Source organism: Streptomyces sp. NPDC047085 (assembly GCF_040643735.1).
Classification (GTDB): domain Bacteria; phylum Actinomycetota; class Actinomycetes; order Streptomycetales; family Streptomycetaceae; genus Streptomyces.
Map to the genome: position 1 here is coordinate 1 of NZ_JBEYUW010000014.1, position 24226 is coordinate 24226.

General features: G+C 73.0%; 27 protein-coding genes and 2 pseudogenes. 17 read left to right on the plus strand and 12 right to left on the minus strand.

Translation table 11 applies throughout. The features are described from left to right. The 4 genes from ABZ865_RS34615 to ABZ865_RS34630 form a co-directional block, all read right to left on the minus strand. Positions 1-639, minus strand: a 639-nt coding sequence (locus ABZ865_RS34615) for an amidohydrolase family protein (RefSeq protein WP_361239347.1), incomplete at its 3' end; no start/stop codon positions are given. Positions 640-692: 53 nt separating this feature from the next. After that, positions 693-1580: an NAD(P)-dependent oxidoreductase gene (locus ABZ865_RS34620; RefSeq protein ID WP_361239349.1), complete on the minus strand. Its 888-nt coding sequence runs from the start codon at positions 1578-1580 to the stop codon at positions 693-695. Next, positions 1577-1915, minus strand: a complete 339-nt coding sequence (locus tag ABZ865_RS34625) for an antibiotic biosynthesis monooxygenase family protein (RefSeq protein WP_361239351.1) — start codon at positions 1913-1915, stop codon at positions 1577-1579. Before ABZ865_RS34625 ends, ABZ865_RS34620 begins: the two co-directional genes overlap by 4 nt. A gap of 151 nt (positions 1916-2066) precedes the next feature. Beyond that, a complete protein-coding gene (locus ABZ865_RS34630; protein WP_361239353.1) occupies positions 2067-2543 on the minus strand; it encodes a MarR family transcriptional regulator in 477 nt (158 codons plus the stop codon). A gap of 321 nt (positions 2544-2864) precedes the next feature. Here ABZ865_RS34630 and ABZ865_RS34635 point away from each other — a divergent pair, with 321 nt between their 5' ends. From ABZ865_RS34635 to ABZ865_RS34645, 3 genes are all read left to right on the plus strand, one after another. Next, the gene (locus tag ABZ865_RS34635) at positions 2865-3878 is read left to right on the plus strand and encodes a ScbA/BarX family gamma-butyrolactone biosynthesis protein (RefSeq protein ID WP_361239355.1); all 1014 of its coding nucleotides are present in this window, start codon (positions 2865-2867) and stop codon (positions 3876-3878) included. A gap of 70 nt (positions 3879-3948) precedes the next feature. Beyond that, a complete protein-coding gene (locus ABZ865_RS34640) occupies positions 3949-4605 on the plus strand; it encodes an HAD family phosphatase (protein WP_361239357.1) in 657 nt (218 codons plus the stop codon). A gap of 26 nt (positions 4606-4631) precedes the next feature. Further along, complete coding sequence (locus tag ABZ865_RS34645; RefSeq protein WP_361239359.1) at positions 4632-5840, plus strand: cytochrome P450; 1209 nt, start codon at positions 4632-4634, stop codon at positions 5838-5840. Between the two features lie 92 nt (positions 5841-5932). On the opposite strand, the gene ABZ865_RS34650 is transcribed toward ABZ865_RS34645, so the two are convergent. Together ABZ865_RS34650 and ABZ865_RS34655 are read right to left on the minus strand one after the other, a co-directional pair. Further along, positions 5933-7453 (minus strand): FAD-dependent monooxygenase, encoded by a 1521-nt coding sequence (locus tag ABZ865_RS34650; protein WP_361239361.1) that lies wholly within the window; start codon positions 7451-7453, stop codon positions 5933-5935. Positions 7454-7657: 204 nt separating this feature from the next. Further along, a complete protein-coding gene (locus tag ABZ865_RS34655) occupies positions 7658-9223 on the minus strand; it encodes an MFS transporter (protein WP_361239366.1) in 1566 nt (521 codons plus the stop codon). Positions 9224-9340: 117 nt separating this feature from the next. On the opposite strand from ABZ865_RS34655, the gene ABZ865_RS34660 reads away from it, so the two are divergent. The 4 genes from ABZ865_RS34660 to ABZ865_RS34675 all read left to right on the plus strand — a co-directional run bounded on the left by ABZ865_RS34660 (position 9341) and on the right by ABZ865_RS34675 (position 12603). Next, entirely contained in the window at positions 9341-9652 is a 312-nt protein-coding gene (locus ABZ865_RS34660) for a helix-turn-helix transcriptional regulator (protein ID WP_361239368.1), read from the plus strand. A gap of 133 nt (positions 9653-9785) precedes the next feature. Next, positions 9786-11294 carry a cytosine permease gene (locus tag ABZ865_RS34665; RefSeq protein ID WP_361239370.1) on the plus strand — a complete coding sequence of 503 codons (1509 nt, stop codon included), beginning with the start codon at positions 9786-9788 and terminating at the stop codon, positions 11292-11294. Further along, positions 11291-11896 carry an isochorismatase family protein gene (locus ABZ865_RS34670; protein ID WP_361239372.1) on the plus strand — a complete coding sequence of 202 codons (606 nt, stop codon included), beginning with the start codon at positions 11291-11293 and terminating at the stop codon, positions 11894-11896. The genes ABZ865_RS34665 and ABZ865_RS34670 overlap by 4 nt, the downstream gene beginning before the upstream one ends. Continuing rightward, complete coding sequence (locus ABZ865_RS34675) at positions 11893-12603, plus strand: GntR family transcriptional regulator (RefSeq protein WP_361239374.1); 711 nt, start codon at positions 11893-11895, stop codon at positions 12601-12603. The genes ABZ865_RS34670 and ABZ865_RS34675 overlap by 4 nt, the downstream gene beginning before the upstream one ends. 60 nt (positions 12604-12663) lie before the next feature. Here the strand turns inward: ABZ865_RS34675 and ABZ865_RS34680 are convergent. Then, positions 12664-13086: pseudogene (locus ABZ865_RS34680) on the minus strand (alpha-L-fucosidase); the annotation flags it as partial. Positions 13087-13213: 127 nt separating this feature from the next. Between ABZ865_RS34680 and ABZ865_RS34685 the strand changes: the two are divergent. From ABZ865_RS34685 to pqqB, 3 genes are all read left to right on the plus strand, one after another. Further along, positions 13214-13612, plus strand: coding sequence for an SseB family protein (locus ABZ865_RS34685; RefSeq protein WP_361239376.1), 399 nt, complete (start codon positions 13214-13216; stop codon positions 13610-13612). A 69-nt stretch (positions 13613-13681) separates the two neighbouring features. Continuing rightward, positions 13682-14797 (plus strand): hypothetical protein, encoded by a 1116-nt coding sequence (locus tag ABZ865_RS34690; protein WP_361239378.1) that lies wholly within the window; start codon positions 13682-13684, stop codon positions 14795-14797. Positions 14798-14858: 61 nt separating this feature from the next. After that, the gene (gene pqqB / locus ABZ865_RS34695) at positions 14859-15755 is read left to right on the plus strand and encodes a pyrroloquinoline quinone biosynthesis protein PqqB (RefSeq protein ID WP_361239380.1); all 897 of its coding nucleotides are present in this window, start codon (positions 14859-14861) and stop codon (positions 15753-15755) included. Between the two features lie 34 nt (positions 15756-15789). Here the strand turns inward: pqqB and ABZ865_RS34700 are convergent, their stop codons facing one another. From ABZ865_RS34700 to ABZ865_RS34715, 4 genes are all read right to left on the minus strand, one after another. Continuing rightward, positions 15790-16188 (minus strand): MarR family transcriptional regulator, encoded by a 399-nt coding sequence (locus tag ABZ865_RS34700; protein ID WP_361239382.1) that lies wholly within the window; start codon positions 16186-16188, stop codon positions 15790-15792. 85 nt (positions 16189-16273) lie between these two features. Then, complete coding sequence (locus ABZ865_RS34705; RefSeq protein WP_361239384.1) at positions 16274-16624, minus strand: VOC family protein; 351 nt, start codon at positions 16622-16624, stop codon at positions 16274-16276. 125 nt (positions 16625-16749) lie between these two features. Then, positions 16750-19056, minus strand: coding sequence for an FtsX-like permease family protein (locus ABZ865_RS34710; protein WP_361239386.1), 2307 nt, complete (start codon positions 19054-19056; stop codon positions 16750-16752). Then, entirely contained in the window at positions 19053-19760 is a 708-nt protein-coding gene (locus tag ABZ865_RS34715; protein ID WP_361239388.1) for an ABC transporter ATP-binding protein, read from the minus strand. The genes ABZ865_RS34710 and ABZ865_RS34715 overlap by 4 nt, the downstream gene beginning before the upstream one ends. A 139-nt stretch (positions 19761-19899) precedes the next feature. Between ABZ865_RS34715 and ABZ865_RS34720 the strand changes: the two genes are divergently transcribed. Both ABZ865_RS34720 and ABZ865_RS34725 read left to right on the plus strand, forming a co-directional pair. Further along, positions 19900-20805, plus strand: coding sequence for a histidine kinase (locus tag ABZ865_RS34720; RefSeq protein ID WP_361239390.1), 906 nt, complete (start codon positions 19900-19902; stop codon positions 20803-20805). Continuing rightward, on the plus strand, positions 20802-21485 hold the full coding sequence (locus ABZ865_RS34725) for a response regulator transcription factor (protein WP_361239392.1): 684 nt from the start codon (positions 20802-20804) through the stop codon (positions 21483-21485). The genes ABZ865_RS34720 and ABZ865_RS34725 overlap by 4 nt, the downstream gene beginning before the upstream one ends. A 14-nt stretch (positions 21486-21499) precedes the next feature. Here ABZ865_RS34725 and ABZ865_RS34730 read toward each other — a convergent pair. Next, positions 21500-21712: pseudogene (locus ABZ865_RS34730) on the minus strand (substrate-binding domain-containing protein); the annotation flags it as partial. A gap of 366 nt (positions 21713-22078) precedes the next feature. Between ABZ865_RS34730 and ABZ865_RS34735 the strand changes: the two are divergent. The 5 genes from ABZ865_RS34735 to crcB all read left to right on the plus strand — a co-directional run bounded on the left by ABZ865_RS34735 (position 22079) and on the right by crcB (position 24197). Continuing rightward, complete coding sequence (locus tag ABZ865_RS34735; protein ID WP_361239394.1) at positions 22079-22366, plus strand: helix-turn-helix domain-containing protein; 288 nt, start codon at positions 22079-22081, stop codon at positions 22364-22366. Positions 22367-22427: 61 nt separating this feature from the next. Next, positions 22428-22562, plus strand: coding sequence for a hypothetical protein (locus ABZ865_RS34740; RefSeq protein WP_361239396.1), 135 nt, complete (start codon positions 22428-22430; stop codon positions 22560-22562). 416 nt (positions 22563-22978) lie between these two features. Then, on the plus strand, positions 22979-23440 hold the full coding sequence (locus ABZ865_RS34745) for a CrcB family protein (protein ID WP_361239398.1): 462 nt from the start codon (positions 22979-22981) through the stop codon (positions 23438-23440). Beyond that, positions 23437-23817 carry a DUF190 domain-containing protein gene (locus ABZ865_RS34750; RefSeq protein ID WP_361239400.1) on the plus strand — a complete coding sequence of 127 codons (381 nt, stop codon included), beginning with the start codon at positions 23437-23439 and terminating at the stop codon, positions 23815-23817. The genes ABZ865_RS34745 and ABZ865_RS34750 overlap by 4 nt, the downstream gene beginning before the upstream one ends. Further along, positions 23814-24197 (plus strand): fluoride efflux transporter CrcB, encoded by a 384-nt coding sequence (gene crcB / locus ABZ865_RS34755; RefSeq protein WP_361239402.1) that lies wholly within the window; start codon positions 23814-23816, stop codon positions 24195-24197. The genes ABZ865_RS34750 and crcB overlap by 4 nt, the downstream gene beginning before the upstream one ends. Positions 24198-24226 lie beyond the last annotated feature (29 nt).

Sequence of the window (24226 nt, forward strand, 5' to 3'; positions counted from 1 at the left end):
GGGCCGCCGGGGGGGGGGCGCCCCCCGGCCCAAGGGCGGGGGGCGCGCCGCGGTCTGCAGGCGCTCCGGCAGCAGCGCCATCGCGCCGCCGCCGGTCGCGCCGATCAACCGCAGACCCGGGTACTTGTCCAGCCATCCCGCGAACGCGATCATGGCCATGCCCAGGGTGACGTCGTCGAACCGGCCGATCTGCTCGACGAAGCCGATCTCGTCCACCCGTTCCGTACCGACCGGTTCGGCCGGCGCGTGCACCAGGACCGGCACTTCCGCCTCCGCGGCCAGCGCGAAGAAGGAGTCGGCGCGCTGCGAGCCGAGCAACTCCCCGTGGACGCTGGACGTGGTGATCAGGCCGACGAAGGCGGGATCCTCCAGGGTCTCCCGCACCCCGTCGAGATGATCGTCGTCTCCGAACGGGTTGGCGTAGACGTACCCGCGCAACTGGTCCGGGAACTTCCGGATCAGGTCTGACATCCAGGCGTGGAAGCCGCGCAGCCGGTCGCGGGGCTGGGCGTAGTTGTCGACGCCCGGTACGCGCGCCATCGCGCCGGCCCCGACGGGGCTGCCGATGATGGTGAGATCGATTCCTGCCTCGGCGCGAGCGGCGAGCATGCCGTCGACGTCGGTCAGGCTCGGGGGCATGGGGAAGCGTTTGGCCGCTTCCGGTGGGGACAAGTGTCCGTGTATGTCGATGATCACGTGTCGGGTCCCGGTTTCGGTGTGAGTGCGCGGACGACCGCGGCACAGTCCTGGTCGCCCAGTCCTTGCTCGGTGGCGCGGACGTGGGTCTCCGCCGCGGCGGTCGCCAGCGGCAGACTCAGGCCGACTGCTGCTGCCTGCTTGGAAGCGAGCATGAGGTCTTTCGCCATCAGCCGCAGCCGGAAGTCCGGCTCGTCGAAGCGGTCGGAGGCCAGGCGCCGCGACTTGAACGCCATGACCGGCGAGGCGAAACCGCTGCCCGCGATGGTCCTGAGGACCTGCTGTCGGTCCAGGCCGCAGGCGGCCCCCAGCGCGCCGGCCTCGGCCATCGCCTGCACCTCGATGCCCATCAGCAGGTTGAGGAGCAGTTTCATCCGCATGCCGGAACCGAGTGCGCCCAGATGGACGACCTCCTTGCCCAGCGTCTCCAGCAGCGGTCGGGCAGCCTTGAACGCCTTCTCCTGGCCGCCGACGAAGAACCGCAGCTCTCCCTCGCGGGCGTGGTCACGGTTGCCGAGCATGCCGACGTCCAGGACCGAGGGGACGTCCCCGGCGATCTGCACGACCTCGTCGGGGGAGACGGTGCTGGCGCAGATCAGGACGCCGGGGTAGGGGCCGTCGGCCAGTACGCCACCCGGTCCGTGCAGCACGGCGCCGAGGGCCTGGCCGTCGGCCACGACGCAGATGGCGGCGCTCGTCCCCGCCACGGCCTCGGCGGGGTCGGAGGCGATGCGGGCGCCCGCCTCGGCAAGCGGCCCGGCCCGCTCCGGGGTACGGTTCCAGACGCGGACCGGTATCCCCTGGTCGAGGAGGCGACGCGCCAGGCCGGAGCCCATGGCGCCCAGACCGAGGACGGCGACGGGGCTCTGGGTGGTGCGCGTCATGACGACACCCCCTTGGTCTCCTTGATGATGCGGAACCGCATCGACTGCCTCTGGTCGACCCACTGGCGCAGCGGGGCCACGAGCTCCTGGTGTTCCTCGCTCTGCTGCCACGCGAAGAAGTGCTCGGGTGTCTCCCACTCGCTGGTGATCACCCACATACGGGAGTCGTCGACGGGCTCGCCGAGCCTTTCGACGATGTGGCCGGGGGTGCTGGCCACGGATTTCCGGAGCTGCTCGTACAGATCCAGGAATCCCTGCTCGCCGCCCTCGATCACGCGGACCGCGAAGACGACGCCCATGCGTTCGGCCGACGGGCTCTTGTGGTTGGTGCCCATGTCTCCTCCTGATGGTTGAGATCCGGCAGGACACGCATCCAAGGACTCATGTCGCCCATACGGCTGCAACTCCGAATGGGGGACGGCCCAGTCGGGACAAGGGGTTCACGTTCCGTGATTAGGCAATTCGGGTGAGTGATGGGCTGCTCCATCAGGGGGGTGTCGGCGGTGAGGAACGGGCCTGGCGGTCCTCGATCACGCGGGCCAGGGCGGGGAGTGCGACCGTCACCGCGCGCTGCTCCGGCTCCGGCAGTTCGTCGATGAGCTGCTGCAGGGCGGCGGCGCGCTCGGTGCGCCGCCGCCGGAACAGCTCGAGGCCGGTGTCGGTGGCCTCCACCAGGACGCCCCGGCCGTCGGTGCGGTCGGCGGTGCGGCGTACGAGGCCCGCGCGCTCCATGCGGGTGACGAGCTGGGTCATGTTCGGCTGGGAGACGTTCTCCGCCCGGGCCAGCTCGGTCAGGCGCTGGGGCCCCTCGCGGCCCAGCCGGCCGAGCGCCGAGGAGGCCGCGGTGCTCAGCCCCCCGGCCGTGGCGCTGCGGCGTACGTACCGGACCAACTGCTCCACGGCGATCATCAGGCCCTCGGCCGACCCGTTCCCGGGAGCAGGCTCCATAACATGCTTATGCATATCCAGATCATGCATCCTCGCGCACGTCGGGGCAAAACAGGCCGCGCGCGGTTCGACGCGGCCGAATCCGACTCGAACTGCGGTCGCACGGTGTGCGCGGCTGCAACGAGGCGCGAGCCTCCGATGGTTGGGCCGTCACCGGGCTCGTCCGATCCCAACGCGGGTGACCCTGGCCGTTTCTGACACGCGAACTTAACGTTCCTGATGGTGAGGAAGTGGCGTAGGCCACGGTGATCGGTGCCGTGATCAAGGTACGGTCTGACTCGTACCTCCGAATCAGGGGGTACCTGAATGCACGAGCAAAAAAGGGGGAACTCCGCCATGTCCGCAACCCTGGACGGCACTCTCAGCTACTCGAACACCGTGCCGCGTGCCGGCGTCCACCGCGCCGCCATCTGCGAGGTGTTCCTCACCGACTCCACCCGGGTCGGCGAGGACGAGTACCTTTTCGCCGCGCAACTTCCGCGTGTGCACAGCTACTACAGCGATCACGTCACCGCACCCGCCGCCTACGACCCGCTGCTCCTCGTCGAGGTCTTCCGGCAGGCGTCGATCTACGCGGCGCACACCTTCCTCGACGCGCCGCTGGACAACAAGTTCATCTTCAACGGCGGCGAGCTGATCGTCACCGACCCGGCCGCGCTGCACATAGGGGCGCGGCCCGGCCAGGCCGAGATACGGGCCCGGCAGACCGGACTCAAGCACCGGGAGGGCCTGGTCACCGGCAGCACCCTCGACATGGTCCTGACGATCGACGGGCAGGAGGCCGCCACCATGCGCACCACCTGCCAGTGGATGCCGGGCCCCGCCTGGAACCGGATGCGCGACAAGGGCCGCGCCGCCCTCACCCTCACCCCGGCCCGCCCGCACCACACCGGACGCCGCGTGGCCCCCATCACCGTCGGCCGCACCTCGCCGCACAACGTCGTGCTGGCCGAGGCCGAGGTGCGCGACTGCGAGGTGCTCGCCCAGGTCGTCGTCGACCAGGCCAACCCCGCGCTGTTCGACCACCCGCTGGACCACATCCCGGGCGCGCTGATCTTCGAGGGCTTCCGGCAGTCCGCGGTGTACGCCGCCTACGAGCTGTTCGGCCTCTCGCCGCGCGGCCTGCTGCTGTCGCGTGTGGAGACGGACTTCACCCGCTTCGGCGAGTTCGAACTGCCCACCGACTGCCTGGTGCGGGTCGTGGACTCGCCGGCGCCGGACACGGTCGCCTTCGAGATCACCATGGTCCAGGAAGCGGAGCAGATCGCCCGGGCCCGGGTGCACCTGGCCCGCACGAGCCCCATCACCGGCGCCCTGGTGAATCGCTTCTCCTATGCCGCCAGTGTCTGAACCTCCTGGGCCGTCTGAGCGACCCGAGCCCTCCGCCCCACCGTTTCCGGTACCACAAGGAGACATCGCAGTGCCCCAGCCCATGATCTGGTTCGACTTCGGCGGCGTGCTCTCGCCGCCGCTGGACGACCTGTTCGACGCGTACCACGCGCGCACGGGCATCACTCCCCGTCAGTTGAAGACCGCCCTCGCCGCCGTCGGCGCCGAACTGGGCGTCGAACCCCTCGCACCCATCGAGCTGGCCCTGCTCACGGAGGCCGAGTGGGGACGGTCCATGGTCCGCGTGCTGCAGAAGGCGAACCCCGGCATCGATCTGTCGCGGGCGCGCTTCGACCGGTTCGGCGAGCAGTGGTTCGAGGGAGTGCGCGCCAACCCGGTGATGACCGCGACCGTGCGGCACGCCAAGGAGCACGGATTCCGCGTCGGCATCCTCAGTAACAACGTTGTCGAATGGGAGCCGTACTGGCGTGCGATCGTGGCGCCCGCCGGTGAGGTCGACCACGTCGTCGACTCCTGCAAGGTCCGCGTCCGCAAGCCGGACCCGGAGATCTTCCGCCTCGCCGAGCGGGAGGCGGGCGTGGCCGCCGAGGAGTGCGTGCTGGTCGACGACCTGCCCGAGAACTGCGCGTCCGCCCGGCGGTGCGGCTGGCGCGCGGTGCGCTTCCGCAACAGCGCCCAGGCCGTACGCGAACTCGCGGCCCTCACCGGCCTGCCCGCCCTCGTCTGACCCACCGCCCCTGTCCTGGAGGACACATGACCACCGCTGTCCCGCCCGCGACCGTCGCCGTCACGGACATCCCCCACCTTGACCCCGTCCCGGCCTTCACCCCGCTCGCCGAGCGCGGCCCGGGCGGAGTGCCGCTGATCCTGCTGCCCAGCGGCCACCGGGCCGTCCATCTCACCCGCTACGCCGATGTGCACCAGGTCCTCACCGACCCCGCGTCGGGCCGCACCGAGACCAACGTCGAGGGCGGACCGAGCTTCCTGCCCACGGTGATGCCGAAGGAACTGCTGCTCAACCTGGACGCCCCGCACCACGCCCGGGTCCGCGGCTTCGTCGCCGCCGACTACAGCGCGGCGGGCGTGGAGCGGCTGCGCCCGGTGCTGGACCGGGTCCTGGACGAGGGGATCGCGCGGCTGCGCGCCGCCGAGTCCCCGGACCTGTTCTCCGACCTGGCCGACCGCGTCCCGATCACCGTCAACTGCCACTTCCTCGGGGTGCCGGTCGACGACGTGCCGTACTTCCGGCCGTCGGCGCGCGTCGTGCAGATCGCCTCGCACGAGAACGTCCCCGATCTGGTCGAGCACTTCTACCGCGTCTACGGCTATGTGCAGGACCTGGTGACCGGAGTCCGCCCGGCGCTGCCCGACGGGCTGATCGACCGGTTCCGGGCCGGCCGCGACCGTGCCGAACCCCCGCTGGACGACGCCGAGTTGACCGGCATCTTCTTCGGCTCGCTGCTGGGCGCCGACCAGAACATCGTGTCCGTGCTCACCAAGTCCCTGTACGTGCTGCTGTCCGCGCCCGCCCTGTGGCGCCGGCTCGTCGAGGAGCCGGAGATCGCCCCGCGCCTGGCGGAGGAGCTGATCCGGCTGATCCCGCTGGGCACGATCTCCGCGTTCCCGCGCATCGCGGGCCGCGACCTCGAGACCAGCGAGAGCGTCGTGCCGCGGGGCAGCGTGGTCTACCCGGACGCCTTCGCGGCCAACCGCGACCCCGAGGTGTTCCCGGACCCGCTGGTCGTCGACCCCGACCGGCAGCCGGCCAAGCGGCACCTGCAGTTCGGCTACGGCATGCACCACTGCATGGGCGCTGCCCTGGCCCGCATGGAGATCGTGGCCGTACTGACCCGGCTGGCCCGGGAGTTCCCGACGCTGGCGCTGGACATCGACCCGGCGCAGGTCCCCTGGGACAACGGCACCGTGCTGCGCCGGCCCACCTCGCTGCCCGTGCGCTGGTGAGGAACCCCGGCGGACGCCGCCGGGGACGACCGGTGCCGTGAGGCACCGCGAAGGGCGGGTGCGGGACGCCGTACCCGCCCTTCGGCGCGCCGTCATCGCGGCTCGCCGAACCACTCGCGCAGCGTGCCGGTCAGCGGGCCCCCGTCGGAGGCCCAGGCGACGTAACCGTCCGGGCGGAGCAGGACGGCGTCCCAGGGCAGCGGCCGGGCACCGGCGGCCCGTACGGCCCGTACCGTGCGCAGCACATGGGACCAGCCCTCGGCCTGCTCCGCGTGGGTCGCCCCGTCGCTGCCGAGGAGGAGCAGGACCGGGCGGCCGTCCAGCAGCAGCCGGGTCACGTCGGTCGGCCCGTCGTCCGTGGTCAGGGGCAGGTTGGGCAGGAAGTGCCCCTCCCAGCGGGAGGCGTCCGCGGTGCGCGCCGGGTACACCGTGTCCTGCGCGCTGATCATGTTCCCGAGGTGGGCGTTCGCCTCGTCCAGGCCGAGCAGTTCGGCGACCAGTTCGCGCAGCGGGTCGAGTCCCGGGTCGGGCCGCATCAGGGCGAGCTGGGCGCGGGTGTTGTCGACCACGCGCCGGGCGGCGGGCCGGCGTTCGGCGTCGTAGGTGTCGAGCAGGTCCTTGCCCGCGGTGCCCGCCAGGGTGTGGGCGAGCTTCCAGGAGAGGTTGAGCGCGTCCTGGAGACCGAGGTTGAGGCCCTGCCCGCCCACGGGGAAGTGGACGTGGGCCGCGTCGCCGGCGAGGAACACCCGGCCCTGGCGGTAGTCGCACACCACGCGGGCGAAGTCGCTGAACCGGGAGAAGAACACGGGGTCGGCCATCGGCACGGGACGGCCGAGGATGCGCTCGCCCTCGGCGCGCAGCTCCTCCAGGGTGAGCGGGGAGTGCCGGTCGGGGTGGGGTCCGCGGAAGTCGATCGTGATGAACCGGCTGTGCCCGTACGGGTTCACGCCCGCGACCGTCCAGCCGCGCGGGGTGCGGTGCCAGCCGTAGGGCACGCTCCCGGGGTCGGTCAGCCGCACCAGGCCGAGCAGCGCGGACACGGTCGCCGGATGGGTGTCGGAGGCGAAGCCCAGCAGTTCCCGCACGGTGCTGCGGGCGCCGTCGGCGCCGACGACGTACCGGGCGGTGAGGCGCCGCACGCCCTGCGGACCGTCCGCGGTGACCTCCACGGAGTCGGGCCCCTGCACGAGGTCGGTCACCCGGTGGCCGCGCAGCACGGTGACGCCCCGCTCGCGGGCCCGGCGCTCGAAGTCCCGTTCCAGATCGGCCTGGGAGCGGCCGACGACGGGTCCCGGTTCGGTGGCGGGGGCGGTGATGACCAGGCCCGGCATCCCCGCGAAGTGGAAGCCGTCGGCGGACTGCCGCGCGAGGCGCTCCTCGGTGGCGGGGTGCGCGCGCAGATGGCCGCGCCGGGCCAGCCCCTGCACGGTCCGGGCGTGCAGCGTGCCGGCCTTCGGCTGGTCCACCGTCTCCGGGTTCGCCTCCAGTACGACCGTGGAGACGCCGTGGTGTCCCAGCTCGGCGGCGACGAGCATCCCCACGGGACCGCCCCCGACGACGACCACGTGGGCGTCGACGGGGGCGGTGGCGGAGTCGTCCAGGGGGCGGTGCATGGCGTGGAGTCCTTTCCGGTTGCCCGCCCGCGCGGCCCGGGCGCGTGGCCCGGACCGGGCGGACAGGGGAGGCCCGGCGCCGCGACGGGGGGATGGGGGCGCCGGGCCGGTCTCGGGGTGACGAGCACGGTGCTCAGTGCTCGGTTCGCTGGGGCCCTTTAAAGCGTGCTGGTCTGCCAGCGTGCTGGCCTGCCGCTCAGCGGTTCAGGCGGCGCTCTTGCGCGGTCCGCCGCGCAGCAGGGCCGCGATGACGAGGCACAGCACCAGGCAGACGGCCGCGAGGCCCCACAGAACGGTGTGGAAGGCGGAGTCGTAGGCGTGCGCGAGGAAGTCCACGAAGCCCTTGCGGTCCGTGGCCCCCGACAGCTTCGCGGCCCCGGTCAGGTCGCCGCCCGCCGCCTGGTCGGCGACCCGGTCGGCGCCCGAGGCGCCGGCGTGGGAGCCGATGCCGTCGTGGATGCGGGAGCCGAGCACGGTCGCGAGCGCGGAGCCGTAGACCGCGACTGCCACGGCCTCGCTGCCCAGCCGCAGCGTGTTCAGGAAGCCCGCCGCCATGCCCGCCTTGGCAGGGTCGACCAGTTCCAGCGCCTGGCCGTCGACCAGACCGGCGGACAGGCCCATGCCGGCGCCGGTCACCAGCATCGGTACGGCGACCGCCACTACGGCCACGTCCGGGGAGAACAGGGTGAGCGCCACGTCGCCGACGACCAGGCAGGCCAGGCTGACGTAGATCAGGGTGAGCGCGGAGACGCCCTTGGTGACCAGCTTGGCCGCGAGCATCGGGCAGATCAGCACCGGAGCGGTCAGCAGCAGCATGATCAGGCCGGCGGCGCCGGTGTCGCGGCCGGTGACGGCGGTCAGGTAGCTCGGCAGGTAGGTCAGCATGGTGACGAAGCCGAAGGACGCGGCGACCGGGACCAGGCACAGGCCCACGAAGCGGCGGTCGCGCAGCACGCTCAGGTCCAGCATGGGGTGCTCGACACGGTTCTCGACGACCGCGAAGACGACGAGGGCGACGACCGCGCCCGCGAACAGCCCGAGCACGCCGGCGCTGCCCCAACCCCACTGCGAGCCCTGCACGATGGCCGTGGTGAGCAGTACCATCGCCACCACGAACAGCGCGCTGCCCGGCACGTCGACGCGCGCGCCGCTGCCGCCGTCGGCCGGCATGGCACGGGAGATGGCGGGCACCGCGAGCAGCACCAGCGCCAGGGCGACGGCGTGCACCGCGAACACCCAGCGCCAGCCGAGGCCCTGCACCAGCGCTCCGGCGAGCGAGGGGCCGATGGCGACACCGACACCGGCGATGGTGCCGAACAGCGCGAAGGCCTTGGCGCGTGCCGGGCCGTCGAAGACGGTGGACACGATCGCCGCGCCGCACGAGAAGATCGCCGCGCCGCCGATGCCCGCGAGGGCGCGGGCGACGTCCAGCCACAGCACGTCGGTGGCGACGGCGCTGGCCAGCGAGGCGACGGCGTACACGGCGGCGCCGGCCGCGAAGGCCTTGACCCGGCCGACGATGTCGGCGACCGAGCCCCAGACGAGGGTGAAGCAGGCGAACGCCACGTTGAAGGCGTTCACCACCCACTGGAGGGGGGCGAGGCCGGCGTGCGTGTCCGTACCGATGTCGGGGAGGGCGACGGCGGTGCCCGAGATGGACATGGGCACGACGAACACGGCGAGCAGGACGGCGGCCAGGGTCAGCGCACGGCCGGGCTGGGTCCCCTCCGCCGCCACGGGGGGCGCCGACGACGTGGTCTGCGTACTCATCAGGGCACAACTCCAGGTTCGGCCCGGCCGTTGACGGCCAGGTACGGATTTCATCGAACCTTAAGCTGGCACACTCGGCAGGTACGATGCAACCCATACCTCTGGAAGGAGGGTCCGATGCCCGACCTGGAAGGCCACCCCGCGCTCGAGGAAATGGACCTGCGCGCGGTCCTGAACGCACTCGCCGACCCACTGCGCTACGGCGTGATCTCCGCCCTGCTCCGGGAACCGGAGGGCACGGCACGCACCTGCGCCTCCTTCAACCTCCCGGTCTCCAAGTCCACGACCACGCACCACTTCCGCATCCTGCGCGAGTCCGGGCTGGTCCGGCAGGTGGACCGGGGCAACAGCAGGGCCGCCACGCTGCGCAAGGACGACCTGGACAAACGCTTCCCCGGCCTCCTGGACCTGATCCGCGCCAACCCCTGACGGGAGCCGACGGCACAAGGGGAACGGGCCACGCCTCGACGCCGTTCCCCTTCCTTGACCCCCTCGGCGCACCGGCCTAGCCTTGAAATGGACACGTCTGGACAGGTAGAGCGACTGGACAGGTAGGTCGGCGATGACGCACCCGCAGGTCCCAGTCGGCAGCAGTGAATCCGACCGCCATCGGATCCAGCTGGAGATCCACGGACTCGACGTGATCGGGGACGCGGAGCGCAAGGGCAGTCCCCGGACGCTGTTCTGGCCCTGGTTCGGGGCGAACGTCTCCGTCCTCGGCCTGAGTTACGGCGCCTTCGCCCTCGGCTTCGGCATCTCGTTCTGGCAGGCCCTGGCGGCCGGAGTGCTCGGCATCGTCGTCTCCTTCCTGTTGTGCGGCTTCATCGCGGTCGCGGGCAAGCGCGGCTCGGCGCCCACGATGGTGCTCAGTCGCGCCGCGTACGGCGTGCGCGGCAACCGGCTGCCGTCCGTGATCTCCTGGGTGCTCACCGTCGGCTGGGAGACCGTCCTCACCGCGCTCGCGACCCTGGCGACCGCGACCGTCTTCAGCCGGCTCGGCTGGGGCGGCGGCACCCAGACCAAGGTGGTCGCCCTCATGGCGGTGGCCGCGCTGACGGTCGTCGGCGGAGTCATGGGTTTCGACCTGATCATGCGGCTGCAGGCCGTGATCACCCTCGTCACCGGCGTGCTCACCGTCGTCTACATCGCTCTCGTCGCCGACCGGATCCACTGGAGCACCGTCAGCGCCCTCCCGGCGGGCTCCACCCAGCAGTTCATGGGCGCGCTGGTGTTCATGATGACCGGCTTCGGGCTCGGCTGGGTCAACGCCGCCGCCGACTACTCCCGCTACCTGCCCCGGAGCGCGTCCAGCCGGGGCGTGATCGGCTGGACCGCCTTCGGCGGCGCCCTCGCCCCGCTGCTCCTGCTGGTCTTCGGCCTCCTCCTGGCCGGCTCCTCGGGCAGCCTGAGCCAGGCCGTCGCCGCCGACCCCATCGGCGCGCTGACGACCCTGCTGCCGACCTGGTTCCTGGTCCCGTTCGCCGTGGTGGCCGTGCTCGGCCTGGTCGGCGGTGCCGTGCTGGACATCTACTCCTCCGGCCTGGCCCTGCTCTCCGCCGGACTGCGCGTGCCCCGGTATCTGGCCGCGCTCCTCGACGGCATCCTGATGATCGCCGGCTCGATCTACATCGTGTTCTTCGCCGACACCTTCCTCGGCCAGTTCATGGGCTTCCTCACCACACTCGGCGTGCCGATCGCCGCCTGGTGCGGCGTCATGCTCGCCGACCTCGCCCTGCGCCGCCGGGACTACGACGAGGGCGACCTGTTCCGCCCGAACGGCCGCTACGGCGACGTACCCCTGCCGCCCCTCGTGCTCACCCTCGGCGCCACGGCGGCCGGCTGGGGACTGGTCACCAACACCGCGGCGGACTGGCTCACCTGGCAGGGCTATCTGCTCCAACCGCTCGGCCTCGGCGGCAAGTCCGGGACATGGGCCCCCGCCAACCTCGGCGTCCTGGTCGCCCTGGCGCTCGCGTTCCTCGGCACACTGCTGCTGGGCCGGGGCCGGGTCCGCGCCCAGGAGGCGCGGGCGTCGAGCCCGCCCCTGCACGAGGGGGAACACGTCACATGACCGGCCCGGCCCCGTCCGAGCGGGAATCCGCCCCGACACAGGCGGGTGCCGCCCCCGCCGGGCTGCTCGCCGTCATCGACATGCAGCGTGTCTTCGCCGACCCCGCGAGCCCCTGGGCCACCCCCCGGTTCGCCGACGCGGCGGCAGGCGTACGACGGCTGCTGCCCGCCTTCGGCGACCGCGTCACCTTCACCCGCTTCCTGGCACCCGAGCGGCCCACCGGCGCCTGGCGCGCCTACTACGCCCGATGGCCCTTCGCCCTCCAGCCCCCGGACGCCGAACTGTGGCAGCTGACCGACGAGTTCGCCGGCCTGGCCGACCACGTCGTGGCCACCACCACCTTCGGCAAGTGGACCCCGGAACTGGCCGCCCGCGTGGGCCCCGAGGGCCGTCTGGTGCTGGCAGGCGTCAGCACCGACTGCTGCGTGCTGTCCACCGCCCTGGCCGCCGCCGACACGGGCACCGAGGTGCTGGTCGTCGCGGACGCCTGCGCCGGCGCGGACGACGACTCGCACATCAAGACCCTGCACGTACTGGACCTCTACCGCCCCCTGGTCCGCGTCACCACCATCGACGACCTGCTCGCGGAGGCCGGGCCGTGACCGGCGTCCCGCTCAGGCACCAGCGCGTCAGCCGGGTCCTCGCCCGGGAGATCCGGGGCGGCCGCCATCCGGCCGGGGAGCGGCTGCCCGGCGAACACGCCCTCGCCGAGCGCTTCGGCGTCAGCCGTACGACGGTCCGCGCGGCCCTCGCCGAGCTGTTCGAGCAGGGCCTGATCACGACCCGCAGCGGCAAGGGCTCCTACGTCCTCTTCGACGGCCGCCCGCCGGACGACCCGCTCGGCTGGGCCCGCGCCCAGGCCCTGCGGGGCGACGCGAGCCGGGAGCGCCTGCTGGCGGTACGCGAGACGCACGACACCGCACTGGCCACCGAACTCGGTCTGGAGAAGGACGCGTTCGTGTGCGTGGAGCGGACCCGGGAGCTGGTCGCCGACGGCACCGTGCTGTCGTACGAGCGCAGCCACCTGCCGCCCGTGCCCGCCGTCCGGGAACTGCCCGCCCGCGGGCTCGGCACGGGGGAGTCGCTGTCCGAGGTGCTGCTGCGGGCCGGGCTGCGCCCGGACCACGGCGAGCAGCGGGTGTGCGGGCGGCGCATCGACGCCCACGAGGCGGAGCTGCTGCACAGGGCGCCGGGGGAGTGGTTCCTGGAGACGCGGCGCACCAGCCGGACGGCCGACGACGCCTTCGTCGAACACGTCGTCAGCCTGCTCGACCCCGACCACTTCCGCCTGACCCTCACCTTCGGCTGACCCGCGACGGACGGCGCCCCGGGTGTCCGGTGCCGCCCGCCGCGTCAGGTGCGCCCGGTGCCCCGGATACAGGTCCAGTTCTCCGTCCAGTTCCACGGCGAGCACGGTGGCGTGCTCGTCCACGTCGGGCGTCGTGGGCGCGTCGATCCAGGTCACGCCGGGCACCTCGTGCAGTCCGCCCTCGACCTGAGGGCCCAGCTCGGCGCCGGTGCCGAGCACGGTGACCCGGCGGACCCGGTTGTGCAGCCCGCGCACCGACACCGCCTCGCGCGGCGGGTCGAAGCAGACCAGGTACAGCGTGCGCCGGTCGGCCGAGAGGGAGCTCGGGCCGTAGTGGTGCCCCGCCGGCAGCCCCGCGACCGTCCCGTACACGGCCGCCGCATGCCGGCCGATCCAGGCCCCCAGCCCCTCCAGACGTTCGGCCTGCGCCGCCGGGATCGTGCCGTCCTCGCGCGGGCCCACGTCCAGCAGCAGATTGCCGCCGTCCGGGCGCCGGCCCTCCCCGGAATCCTCACGCATGCCCCGAGGCCGACGGGGTACGCGGCCGGAAGCACGCGCGGGTGCCACCCGTGCGCGAGACCGTACGACCGCCGCTATCTGGGGATCTGCCATGGACACACCCACTCACGACGCCTTTCCGACGCCGGCCCAGCAGGCGCTCGACGCGCTGGCCGTGAATGCCGAGGACCAGGCCGCCCTGGACACCCTCGCCCACAGCGACGTGCTGGTCCCGGTGCCGGACGACGCGGCGGACATGGAGGCCGCCGACCCCTCGACGGTGTCCCTGCCCGTCCTGGACCAGCCCGGAGGAGAGCCGGTCGTCCCCGTGTTCACCACGGAGGGGATGATGGCCGAGCTGCTGCCGCAGATCCACCGCTACCGGCTGATACCGCTCGGCGCACTGGCCTCCCAGTGGCCCGAGGAGGACCTGTCGCTCGTGATCGACGGCAGCTCGCCCCACGGGCTCACGCTCACGTCGCAGGGGGTGCGCACCCTGCTCGCCCGGTGAGACCACGATGAGCCCCGGTGAGCCCACGGTGAGCCGGGGCTTTGTCCCGCCGGACGACACAATGTCCGCATGGCACTGATCTCCGGTGTGGCCGGCGGGCTGGTCCTCGTACTGGTCCTCGGCAGCATCCTCCGCACCCTCGTCGTGCCCCGAGGCCTCTACTCCTCGCTGGTGTTCCGGCTGTGGTGGGTGCTGCGCAGGCTGCTCCGGCTCACCACGCTGCGCCGCGGCTACGACGCCATCGACCGTACCCAGACCTGGCTCGCCCCGCTGATGCTGGTCGGCACGCTCGCCACCTGGCTCGGCGGGGCCCTGCTCGGCTTCGGGCTGCTGCTGTACGCACTGTCCCCGCTGTCCTGGGCCAGCGCGTTCCGCGAGGCCGGCTCCAGCCTGTTCACGCTCGGCTTCGCCAGCGGCGCCCGGCTGAAACTGTCCGTGATCGACTTCATGGCCGCGGCCACCGGCCCCGTCCTGATCGCCCTCCAGATCGCCTACCTGCCCACGCTGTACGGCGCGTACAACCGCCGTGAACTGGAGGTCACCCTGCTGCAGGCGCGGGCCGGAGAGCCCGCCTGGGGGCCGGAGATCCTCGCCCGGCAGTGGCTGGTCGACACCGAGAGCGCGCTGCCCGAGCTGTACCGGTCCTGGGAGCGGCTCGCCGCGGACATCGGGGAGAGCCACTCCACCTACCCGATCCTGCTGACCTTCCGCTCCCCGCGCCCGCACTGCAACTGGCTGGTCGGACTCATCGCCGTCATGGACGCGGCCGCGCTGCAGCTGGCCCTGGCCCCGCGGACCGCCCCGCCAGAGGCCCGGCTGGTGGTGCGCGCCGGATTCACCGCCCTGCGTGACATCGCCCGCGCGCTGCGCATCCCCTTCGACCCCGACCCGATGCCCGAGACGCCCGTCCAGCTCACCTTCGAGGAGTTCGACGCGGCCGTCGCCATGCTGGAGACGGCGGGCTTCCGGGCGGAGCGGACCCCGAAGGAGTCGTGGCCGCACTTCCGGGGCTGGCGGGTCAACTACGAGGCGATCGCCTACGAGCTGTGCCGCCGCTGCGACGCCGTACCCGCCCTGTGGACCGGTCCGCGCGACTTCCCCGGCGAGCCCGTCCCGCCGCGGCGCCCGACGGACCGGCGGCCGCCCGAATCAGGACGGCCGGAACTTCCCCCCGCCTCCGGGTAGTCAGCCCGCCCTCCGGAGGGAAGATCCCAGCGGAAAGGTCCGCGCCTGTGCGAAGGAGCCGATGATCGTGAGGGTCGTTCTGCTGGGCACCGCCGCCGGGGGCGGCTTCCCGCAGTGGAACTGCGCCTGCGCGCTGTGCGCGGCCGCCCGGGACGGCAAACTGCCCTCCCGCACCCAGGAATGCGCCGCCGTCACCGGCAACGGCCGCGACTGGTGGCTGCTCAACGCCTCCCCCGACCTGCGCACCCAGCTCACCGCCACCCCGGCCCTGTGGCCGGGCCCCGGGCCCCGGGACACCCCGCTGCGCGGTGTGCTGCTCACCGACGCCGAGGCCGACCATGTCACCGGGCTGTCCGCACTGCGCGGAGCCGCGGGCCTCAAGGTCTACGCGGCCCCGCCGGTCCGTGCCGTCCTCACCCCCGCACGCGCCGCCCTGGACCGCTACGCCGCCTGGGAGTGGGCCGACAGCCAGGCCGACGGGGGCTTCGTGCTGGCCGGCGGGCTGGTCGTCACGGCCCACCCCCTGGGCACCAGGATCCCGAGGTACGTGCCCGCACAGGCGCCGCAGCCGGAGGGCCCGTGGGTGACGGCGTACCGCGTCGAGGACCTGGCCAGCGGGGGAGTGCTGGTCTACGCGCCCAGTGTCGGGGCCTGGAGCCCCGCCCTGGACGAGCTGTGCGCGTCGGCCGACTGCGTGGTGCTGGACGGCACGTTCTTCGCCGCCGACGAGATGGGGACGGCGGTGCGGGCCGGTGCCGGGCAGGCGGCCCTGGGACACCTGCCGGTCACGGGCCCCGAGGGATCGCTCGAGGCACTGGCCCGCCACCTGGGCACCCGCCGGATCTACACCCACCTCAACAACACCAACCCGCTGCTCGACCCGGCCTCACCCGCACGCGCGCGCGTGGCCGAGCACGGGGTGGAGGTCCTGCCGGACGGGACGGAGCTGCTGCTGTAGGGCCTGTCTTCCGGATCTTGCCGCGTCGCGGACCCTAGCCGACCCGTTCGGCCAGCATGCGCTCCAGCACCGCTCGCTGCAGTGGCAGCACCTCGGCGTACAGCTCGCGGCCCCTGGGGGTGAGCGCGACCCAGACACCGCGCCGGTCCTCCGCGCACACCGAGCGCTCGACCAGGCCCTCCTTCTCCAGCCGGCCGATCAGCCGGGACAGCGCCGACTGGCTGAGATGGACCCGTCCGACCAGGTTCTGCACCCGGCACTGGTCGCCCTTCCCGGGCGGCTCGGTGGCCAGCAGGTCCAGCACCTCGAAGTCGCTGGCGCCGAGCCCGTACGGGTGCAGAACCCGGTCGATCTCGCACATCGTGTGCGCGTGCACCGTGAGGATGTCCCGCCAGCGTTCCTCGAGCCGGGTGTCGGCCGTCTTGACTGCCATACCCGCACCGTAGCACCGTTTCGGCCAATTGTTGAGAGTGCAACTAGTGCGGGTGCAAGCGCTCGTACGCCGCTCGGGCGGCGGCTCAGGCGGCCGGGTCCTGGAGCAGCCCCACCATGTTCCCGTCCGTGTCCTTCACCGAGGCGATCAGCCTGCCGCCGCCCACGTCCTTCACGTCCTGCACCAGCTCCGCGCCCGACTCCAGCAGAGCCGCCAGCCGCTCCCGCAGATCGGTCACGTGCCAGTACGGCACCGGACCGGTGAGACCCTTCGCATGCCCGCTCGGGTCGAGGCCGACGTCCTGCCCCTCCGCCTTGAAGCCGACGTAGTAGGGCTCGTCCGCATACGGCTCGACCCCCAGCAGGGCGGCGAAGAGGGGCTTGGCCTTCTCCAGGTCCTTCACGGGGTAGATGATCGTCTGCAGGCCGGCGCTCATGGCACTCACTCCTTGTCGATGCGTGTCCGACGGGCTTCCGTCGGTGCATTCACGCTAGAGAAGGGAGCCCGCCGCCGCTTCTCCGATCCTGACCGGTTGCGGCGGCGGGCTTCCCGGACCCCGTCTCACTCGTTGTGCAGCACCTCGGCGACGGTCAGACGGGCGGCGCGGCGGGCCGGGACGAGTGCGCCCATGACCGCGATGACGACACCCGCGAGGGCCGGCCCGGCCAGCGTCGGGGCGTGCCAGACGTCCGTCATGTACGCCGGCAGGGTGATGTCGACCCCCGCCGCCATCCGCGGCAGCACCAGCTCGTAGCCGACGATCCCCAGCGGGATCCCGATCAGGGAGCCCACCGCGCCCAGCACCGCCATCGAGGTCACCGTCATCACCGTGACCTGGCGGGGGGTCATCCCGATCGACTTGAGCATGCCGAGGTCGCGGCGCCGGTCGTGGGTGTTGAGGACGGCCGTGTTGAACACGCCGAGCGAGGAGACCAGGGCCAGCATCAGGGTGAGCGCGGACGCGGAGCCGACGATCGTGCGCGTGACGTTGTTCGGGCCGCTCACCTGGGGGGACAGACCCGGGTCGGCGGCCCGCACCGCGCGCGCGTAGGCCTGCCGGTCGGCGCCCTCGCGGAGTCTGACGTGGTAGGCGATCGGCTGCACGTCCGGCATCAGGGCGGTGACCGTCGGCCAGGCGCCGACGACCAGCCGGTCGTTGTCCATGGTCTCGCCGACGATGGTCAACCGGACCTCGCGGCCGCCCTCGCGCAGCCGCAGGTGATCGCCGACGTGCAGGCCGTTCCGGTGCAGGAACGCCGTGCCGGTCACGACCTCTCCGGTGCGGTGCATCCAGTGGCCCCGGACGAGAATGCCGTTCAGGGGCAGTTCACCGCGCCGGCCCTCGAACATGACCACCTCGGTGGAGCCGACGAGCAGCGCCTCCTCGTCCGACCGCGCCGTGACCCGGGTCGCTCCGGGCAACGACTCCAGCAGGGCCTGGAGCTGCCGGTCATCGTGCACCGGCCGCACCTCCTTGCCGTGCCGGTGGTTGCCGACGTAGACGGTGACGTCGAAGGGGTGCTGTCCGGCGTTCCCGAAGTCGGTCAGCGTCGCCGCCAGACCCGTCGCGAACGTCACCGTCGTCACGCCGAGGGCCACGGCGGCCAAGGTGAGCGCGCTGCGCGCCGGACGGGCGAACGGCAGCCCCAGGCCGAGGCTCACCGACCGGGGCAACCGGGCACTCGCCAGCCGTCGCTGGATCCCGAGCGCCCGCCCGGCCCGTGGAGCGCTTCCCGCGCTGATGGCCCGCGCCGCCGACATCCGGCGCGCCCGCATCGCGGGTCCCAGCGCGGCCAGCACGCAGACGAGCGGCATGCCGAGCAGCGCGACCACGTTCACCCAGGGCGCGATGCCGACGCTGTCGTGCAGCACCCCGGAGTTCGGCCCGGTGAACACGAACTGGAAGAACGGGTGCGCCAGCAGGTTTCCGGCGACCGCCCCGAGCGCACAGCCCAGGACGGACGGTACGGAGATCATCACGAGGTAGACGCCCAGCACCTGCCCCGGCGTGAACCCCAGCGCCTTCAGGATGCCGATGTGCCGGAACCCGGAGACCACCGCCCCGCCGACCACGTTGGCGACGATCAGCACCGCCACCAGGATGCCCAGGACGCCGAACGCCATCAGGTACGGCGCGTACGCGCGCGCGTTGCCGCCGACCCGGTGCTTCAGCGCCAGATACGTCTCGGATCCGGCGAGCGCGCCCTTCGGCAGGCTCTGCGTCACCTCGGCCAGGCCCGCGCGCAGCGCGCTCTGCGACGACGCGTCCCGGAACCGGAACAGCATCTGGGTGCCGGTCGGGTGCAGGGCCGCGATCTGGTCCGGGACGACCCAGGCGTCCGCCGTGTGGCTCAGGTCGAAGGCGAACCCGACGACGGTGAGCGTGGGCCCCGACGGCACGCGGAACTTCTTGCCCATGTCGTCGGCGGTCCAGTCGGACTGCCGGTTCAGGACGATCTCCCCGGGCCGGCCGGGCCACCGGCCCGCCCAGAGGTTGACCCGGTCCACCGGCCCGCCGGGACCGGAACGTCCCACCACCGTGACCTCGCCGCCGAGACCGAAGTCGTTCGCACCGCGCGGATGGTCCACCGTCGCCCGCCGGAACGGTCCGGCCGTCGCCAGGACCCCGGACCGCCGTGCCGCGTGCGCGAGTTGGGCGTCCGACACCTTGGCCGAGTCGAACGCGGCGACGACATGCGGCCCGTGCTGCTTGCCGAAGGCCCGGTCGAACGGCGCCGACGCGGCGTCCACCAGTCCCAGCGCGACCACCATCGACCCCGTCGACACCAGCGTGACCAGCCAGATGACCAGCGTCTGAAGTCTCCGCCTGCGTACGGCCGCCCGGGCGGCCTTCCACACCGCCCTCATGCGGACGGCTCCAGGGTGTGCTCGCCGGTCACCCGGCCGTCGGCCACCCGCACCAGCCGGCTCGCGCAGCGCCGCGCCAGACGTTCGTCGTGCGTGACGATGACCAGCGTCTGGCCGATCTGGTTCAGGTCCAGCAGCAGGTCCATCACCTGCTCCCCGGCCCGGCTGTCCAGAGCCCCGGTCGGCTCGTCCGCCAGCAGCAGCGCCGGACGGTTCATCAACGCCCGTGCCACGGCGACCCGTTGCCGCTCGCCTCCGCTGAGGACCGCGGGGTACGCGTTGCGGCGGTCCGCGATGCCCAGCTCCTCGAACAGCTCCAGCGCCCGCCGCCGGGCCTGCCGGGCCGGCGTCCCGGTCAACTGGGCGGCCAGGGCCACGTTGTCGAGGGCCGACAGGTCGTCGACGAGGTTGAAGAACTGGAAGATCATGCCGATCCGGCGCCGCCGGTACAGCGCGAGTCCCTTCTCGCTCAACTCCCCTACGTTCTCGCCGTGGACGACGACCGTGCCGGCCGACGGCCGGTCGAGACCGGCGATCATGTTGAGCAGCGTGGACTTGCCGCATCCCGAGGGCCCCATCACCGCGACCGCCTCCCCGGCCCGGATCTCCAGCGACATCCCGTCCAGGGCGACCGTCTCGCCGTACTCCTTGCGCACCCCGTCGAGCCGTACGACGGTGTCTCCCGTTCCCACCTCAGTGACCATGCACAGGACGCTAAGGGGGAGACGGGGCCCCGGGCATCCCTCCCCGGACGGCACTGCGCGGCGGGACTCATCCCAGGGATGCAGGGCGCTGAATCCCCAGGTCGATGCGGATGTCAGTGCCGTCTGAGAGAGTGAAGCCATGGGGGAGTACGACGTGTTGACGGCGGCGCTCGCGGTGGCGTGCGCGGCCGTCGTGGCGCTCACGGTGGCGCTGGTGCGCACCCGGCGCCGCTGGCAGGCGGCCGTGGGGGAGCGGGGCTGGCTGCTGGAGCGGGAGCGGGAGAGCGCCGCCGAGGCCGCGATCGCGGCCGAACGCGACCGGATCGCCCGGGAGTTGCACGACATCGTCAGCCACAACGTCAGCCTCATGGTCGTCCAGGCGAGCGCCGCCCGCGAGGTGCTCGGCACCATGCCCGACGAGGCGGCGACCGCGCTGCGGGCTGTCGAGGACGCGGGGCGGGGCGCGATGACCGACCTCAGACACCTGCTGGGACTGCTGGCGCCCGCGCAGAACGGCGAGGACGCCGACCCGGGCCCGGCCCGCGCAGTCGACCCGGGCCCGCCCCGCGCCGACTCGGGAACGGTCCGCGCCGCCGACCCGGGAACGCCGCTCGCCCCGCAGCCCGGTCTCGACCGGCTCGGTCACCTGGTCGACCGGATATCGTTCGCCGGCCTGCCGGTCGAGGTCCGGATCTCGGGCGAGCCGCGTCCGCTGCCCCAGGGCATCGACGTGACCGCCTACCGCATCATCCAGGAGGCCCTGACCAATGCGCTCCGGCACGGCGACGGCGGCAAGGCGGAGGTGACCGTGCGCTATGCCGACCACGCCCTGCGCGTCGAGGTGCTCAACACCGGCCCCAGCGTGCTGACCGGCACCGCACCGGCTGCCGCGCTGGCAGCACCGAGACCGCACAGCGCGGGCACCGGGCGCGGCCTGCTCGGGCTGCGCGAGCGGGTCGCCGTCTACGGCGGTGATCTCGACGCCCGGCGAAGACTCGGCGGCGGCTACCGCGTCCGGGCCCGCATCCCCCTGGACCGCCCGTGACCGCGCACGAGCCCGAGCGGGCGCCCCGCGTGCTGATCGCCGACGACCAGACCCTGATCAGGACCGGCTTCCGGCTGATCCTCACCGCCCGGGGCATCGAGGTGGTGGGCGAGGCCGCCGACGGCATCGAGGCGGTCGCCGCCGCCCGCGAACTCGAGCCGGACGTCGTGCTGATGGACATCCGGATGCCGGCCATGGACGGCCTGGAGGCCACCCGGCTGATCCTGCGGCAGTCCCCGGACCGCAAGGTGCTGATGCTGACCACCTTCGACCTGGACCGCTACGTGTACACGGCCCTCGCGCTCGGGGCCAGCGGCTTCCTGCTCAAGGACGTCACCCCCGAGCACCTGGCAGCGGCCGTACGGCTCGTCGGCACCGGCGACGCCCTGCTGGCGCCGCAGATCACCCGGCGCCTGGTGGAGCGCTACGCGGCCGAGGCCGAGCGGACGGCCCAGGCCGTTCCCGCCGACCTGGCCGCCCTCACGCCCCGCGAGCGGGAGGTGCTGACCCTGATGGGACGCGGCCTGTCCAACACCGAACTCGCCGCCGAACTCACCCTGAGCGAGGCCACGGTCAAGTCCCACGTGGCCCGGATCTTCGCCAAGCTGGGTCTGCGCGACCGCGCCCAGGCGGTGGTCGTCGCCTACGAGACGGGGCTGGTCAGACCGGGCCGCTCCTGACGGCACCGCCGCACTCAGGTCGAATCGCGGCGCACCAGTTCCGTCGGCAGGATCACCGCGGCCGGGTCCTCGCCGCCGATCTGCGCGAGCAGCACCCGCACCATCTCGGCGCTGATCCGGTCCCCCGGCTGGCGGATGGTGGTGAGCGCCGGGGAGGCGGCGGTCGCGGCGGGCGAGTCGTCGAAACCGCCGACGGCGATGTCCTCCGGCACCTGCTTGCCCGCCCGGGTGTGTTGGCCCGCCAGTGACGGGGACCTTGGGCGGGAAGTTCACCAGCGGGTGGACGGGGTTGTCCTCACAGTTGAACTCCATCAGCTCGCAACGGCTCGACGACTGAACCGGCTCGGCCACGACGACAGGGCGTTCTCCCCGATGACGTGGTTCGGCCATCGCCGGTCCACCCCGGGCCGGGCTCGGCCGCGAGGGGGCGGCCGGGCCCTTCGTCTTGGCAGGCCCGGCCCGGGCGTGTACATACCGCAGTCGTACGGCCGTTCGGTACCGGACAACGGCGGCCGAGACCCGGACGCGATCGTGCTGCCTGCGCCACAGTGGGGAACACCGCGCACGAGGACGCCGGGAACGGAGGCGGACGCATGATGGGCACTCCCTCGGGCCACATACGGCGGACCATTCTGGCCTGGCTCCAGGACCCGGCGGCCCACTTCCCCACGGGCCGCCGCCGCGACCCCGCCGAGACCGGCGTGACCGCGCGGGCCGTCGCCGCCAAGCTCGGCGTTCCGCGCCGCACCGCCACGGCCCACCTCGACTTCCTCACCCGGCTCGGCCTGCTGCGCACCCACCGCGTCCGCTGCCGCACCTACTACCGCCGCGACGAGATCCGCATCGCCGAGGTGACCCGCATCTTCGAGAAGGGCTGGTGACCACCGGCACCGGCCCGCCCCCTCCCGCGATCCGCGCGGGAGCGGGCGCCGGAGGGCCCGGATGGCCTGGGCGGTCCCGATGGCCCGGCTGGCCCCGGCGGCCCGGCTGGCCCGGCTGGCCCCGGCGGCCCGGCTGGCCTGGGCGGCCCCGACTGTCCGGTTGGCCTGGGCGGCCCCGGCGGGCCGGACGGCCTGAGCGGTCCCGGCGGCCCGGACGGCCTGAGCGGTCCCGGCGGTCCGGTTGGCCTGGGCGGTCCCGGCGGTCCGGTTGGCCTGGGCTGCCCCGGCGGTCCGGTTGGCCTGGGCGGCCCCGACTGTCCGGTTGGCCTGGGCGGTCCCGGCGGTCCGGTTGGCCTGGGCGGTCCCGGCGGTCCGGTTGGCCCGGCTGGCCCCGGCGGTCCGGTTGGCCTGGGCGGCCCCGGCGGCCCGGACGGCGTGAGCGGTCCCGGCGGTCCGGTTGGCCCGGTTGGCCCCGACGGCCTGGCTGGCCTCGGCGGTCCCGACGGTCCGGTCGGCCTCGGCGGCCCGGGCGGCCCCGATGGGCCGGGCGGTAACCTGGTGCCCGGCCGTGATCGCCCGTCGGGGCGGGGGTCGAACAGGAGATCTGCGCACATGACAGCCCCGGAAGCCGAGAGCATCCGTGTCCGCCCCGGACCGCCGCAGCGGCCCGAGTGGCGTGCCCAGGCGCCCGTCGTCGCGGTGGTCGCCGCGGGCGGTGCCCTCGGGGCGACGGCCCGCTACGCGCTGCTCCTGGCGTGGCCCACCCCGCCCGGCCACTTCCCGTGGCCGACGTTCTGGACCAATGTCATCGGCTGTGCCGTGATCGGCGTGTTCATGGTGCTGATCACCGACGTGTGGGCCGCCCACCGCCTGATGCGGCCGTTCTTCGGCACGGGCGTGCTCGGCGGCTTCACCACCTTCTCCACCTACGCCGTCGACATCCGCCGCCTGATCGGCGTCGGCCACGCCGGTACCGGGCTGCTCTATCTCGCCGCGACCCTGCTCGCGGCCCTCGCGGCGGTGTGGCTGGCCTCGGCCGCCGCCCGCCTGCTGTTCCTCCGGAGGCGGCGATGACCTCACTCGACGGCAGGGCCCTGCGGCTGACCGTCTACATCGGCGAGGACGACACCTGGCACCACAAGCCCCTCTACTCCGAGATCGTGCACCGCGCCCACGCCGCCGGGCTGGCCGGTGCCAGCGTGTTCCGGGGGATCGAGGGGTTCGGTGCCTCCTCCCGCATCCACACCAGCCGGCTGCTGTCCCTGAGCGAGGACCTGCCCGTGGCGATCGTCGTGGTGGACACGGAGGAGCGGGTCCGGGCCTTCCTGCCGCAGCTGGACGAGCTGGTCGGCGAAGGTCTCGTGACGCTTGAGGAGTGCGAGGTCGTCCGGTACGTGGGCCGTGCGCCCGGCCCGGACGGAACGGATGCGAAGGGTAAGAACTCGTTGTGAACTGGCTGCTGGTCGTCCTGGGGGCCGTGGTCGGCGCACCCCTGCGCTATCTCACCGACCGCGCCGTCCAAGCCCGCCACGACTCCCTCTTCCCCTGGGGCACCTTCGTGGTGAACATCACCGGCTGCCTGATCCTGGGCCTTCTGACCGGCGCGGCCTCGGCCGGGGCCGCGGGCCCGCACCTGCAACTGCTGCTGGGCACCGGTCTGTGCGGCGCCCTGACGACGTACTCGACCTTCTCCTACGAGACCCTGCGGCTGACCGACGCCGGTGCCTGGCTCTACGCTGCCGGGAACGTGGTCGCGAGCGTGACCCTGGGCCTGGGGGCGGCCTTCGCGGGCACCGCTCTCGCCGATGCCTTGTGGGGCCAGGGTCCCTAGGGTCGGTCCGCCGGACAAGGCCTAGGCGC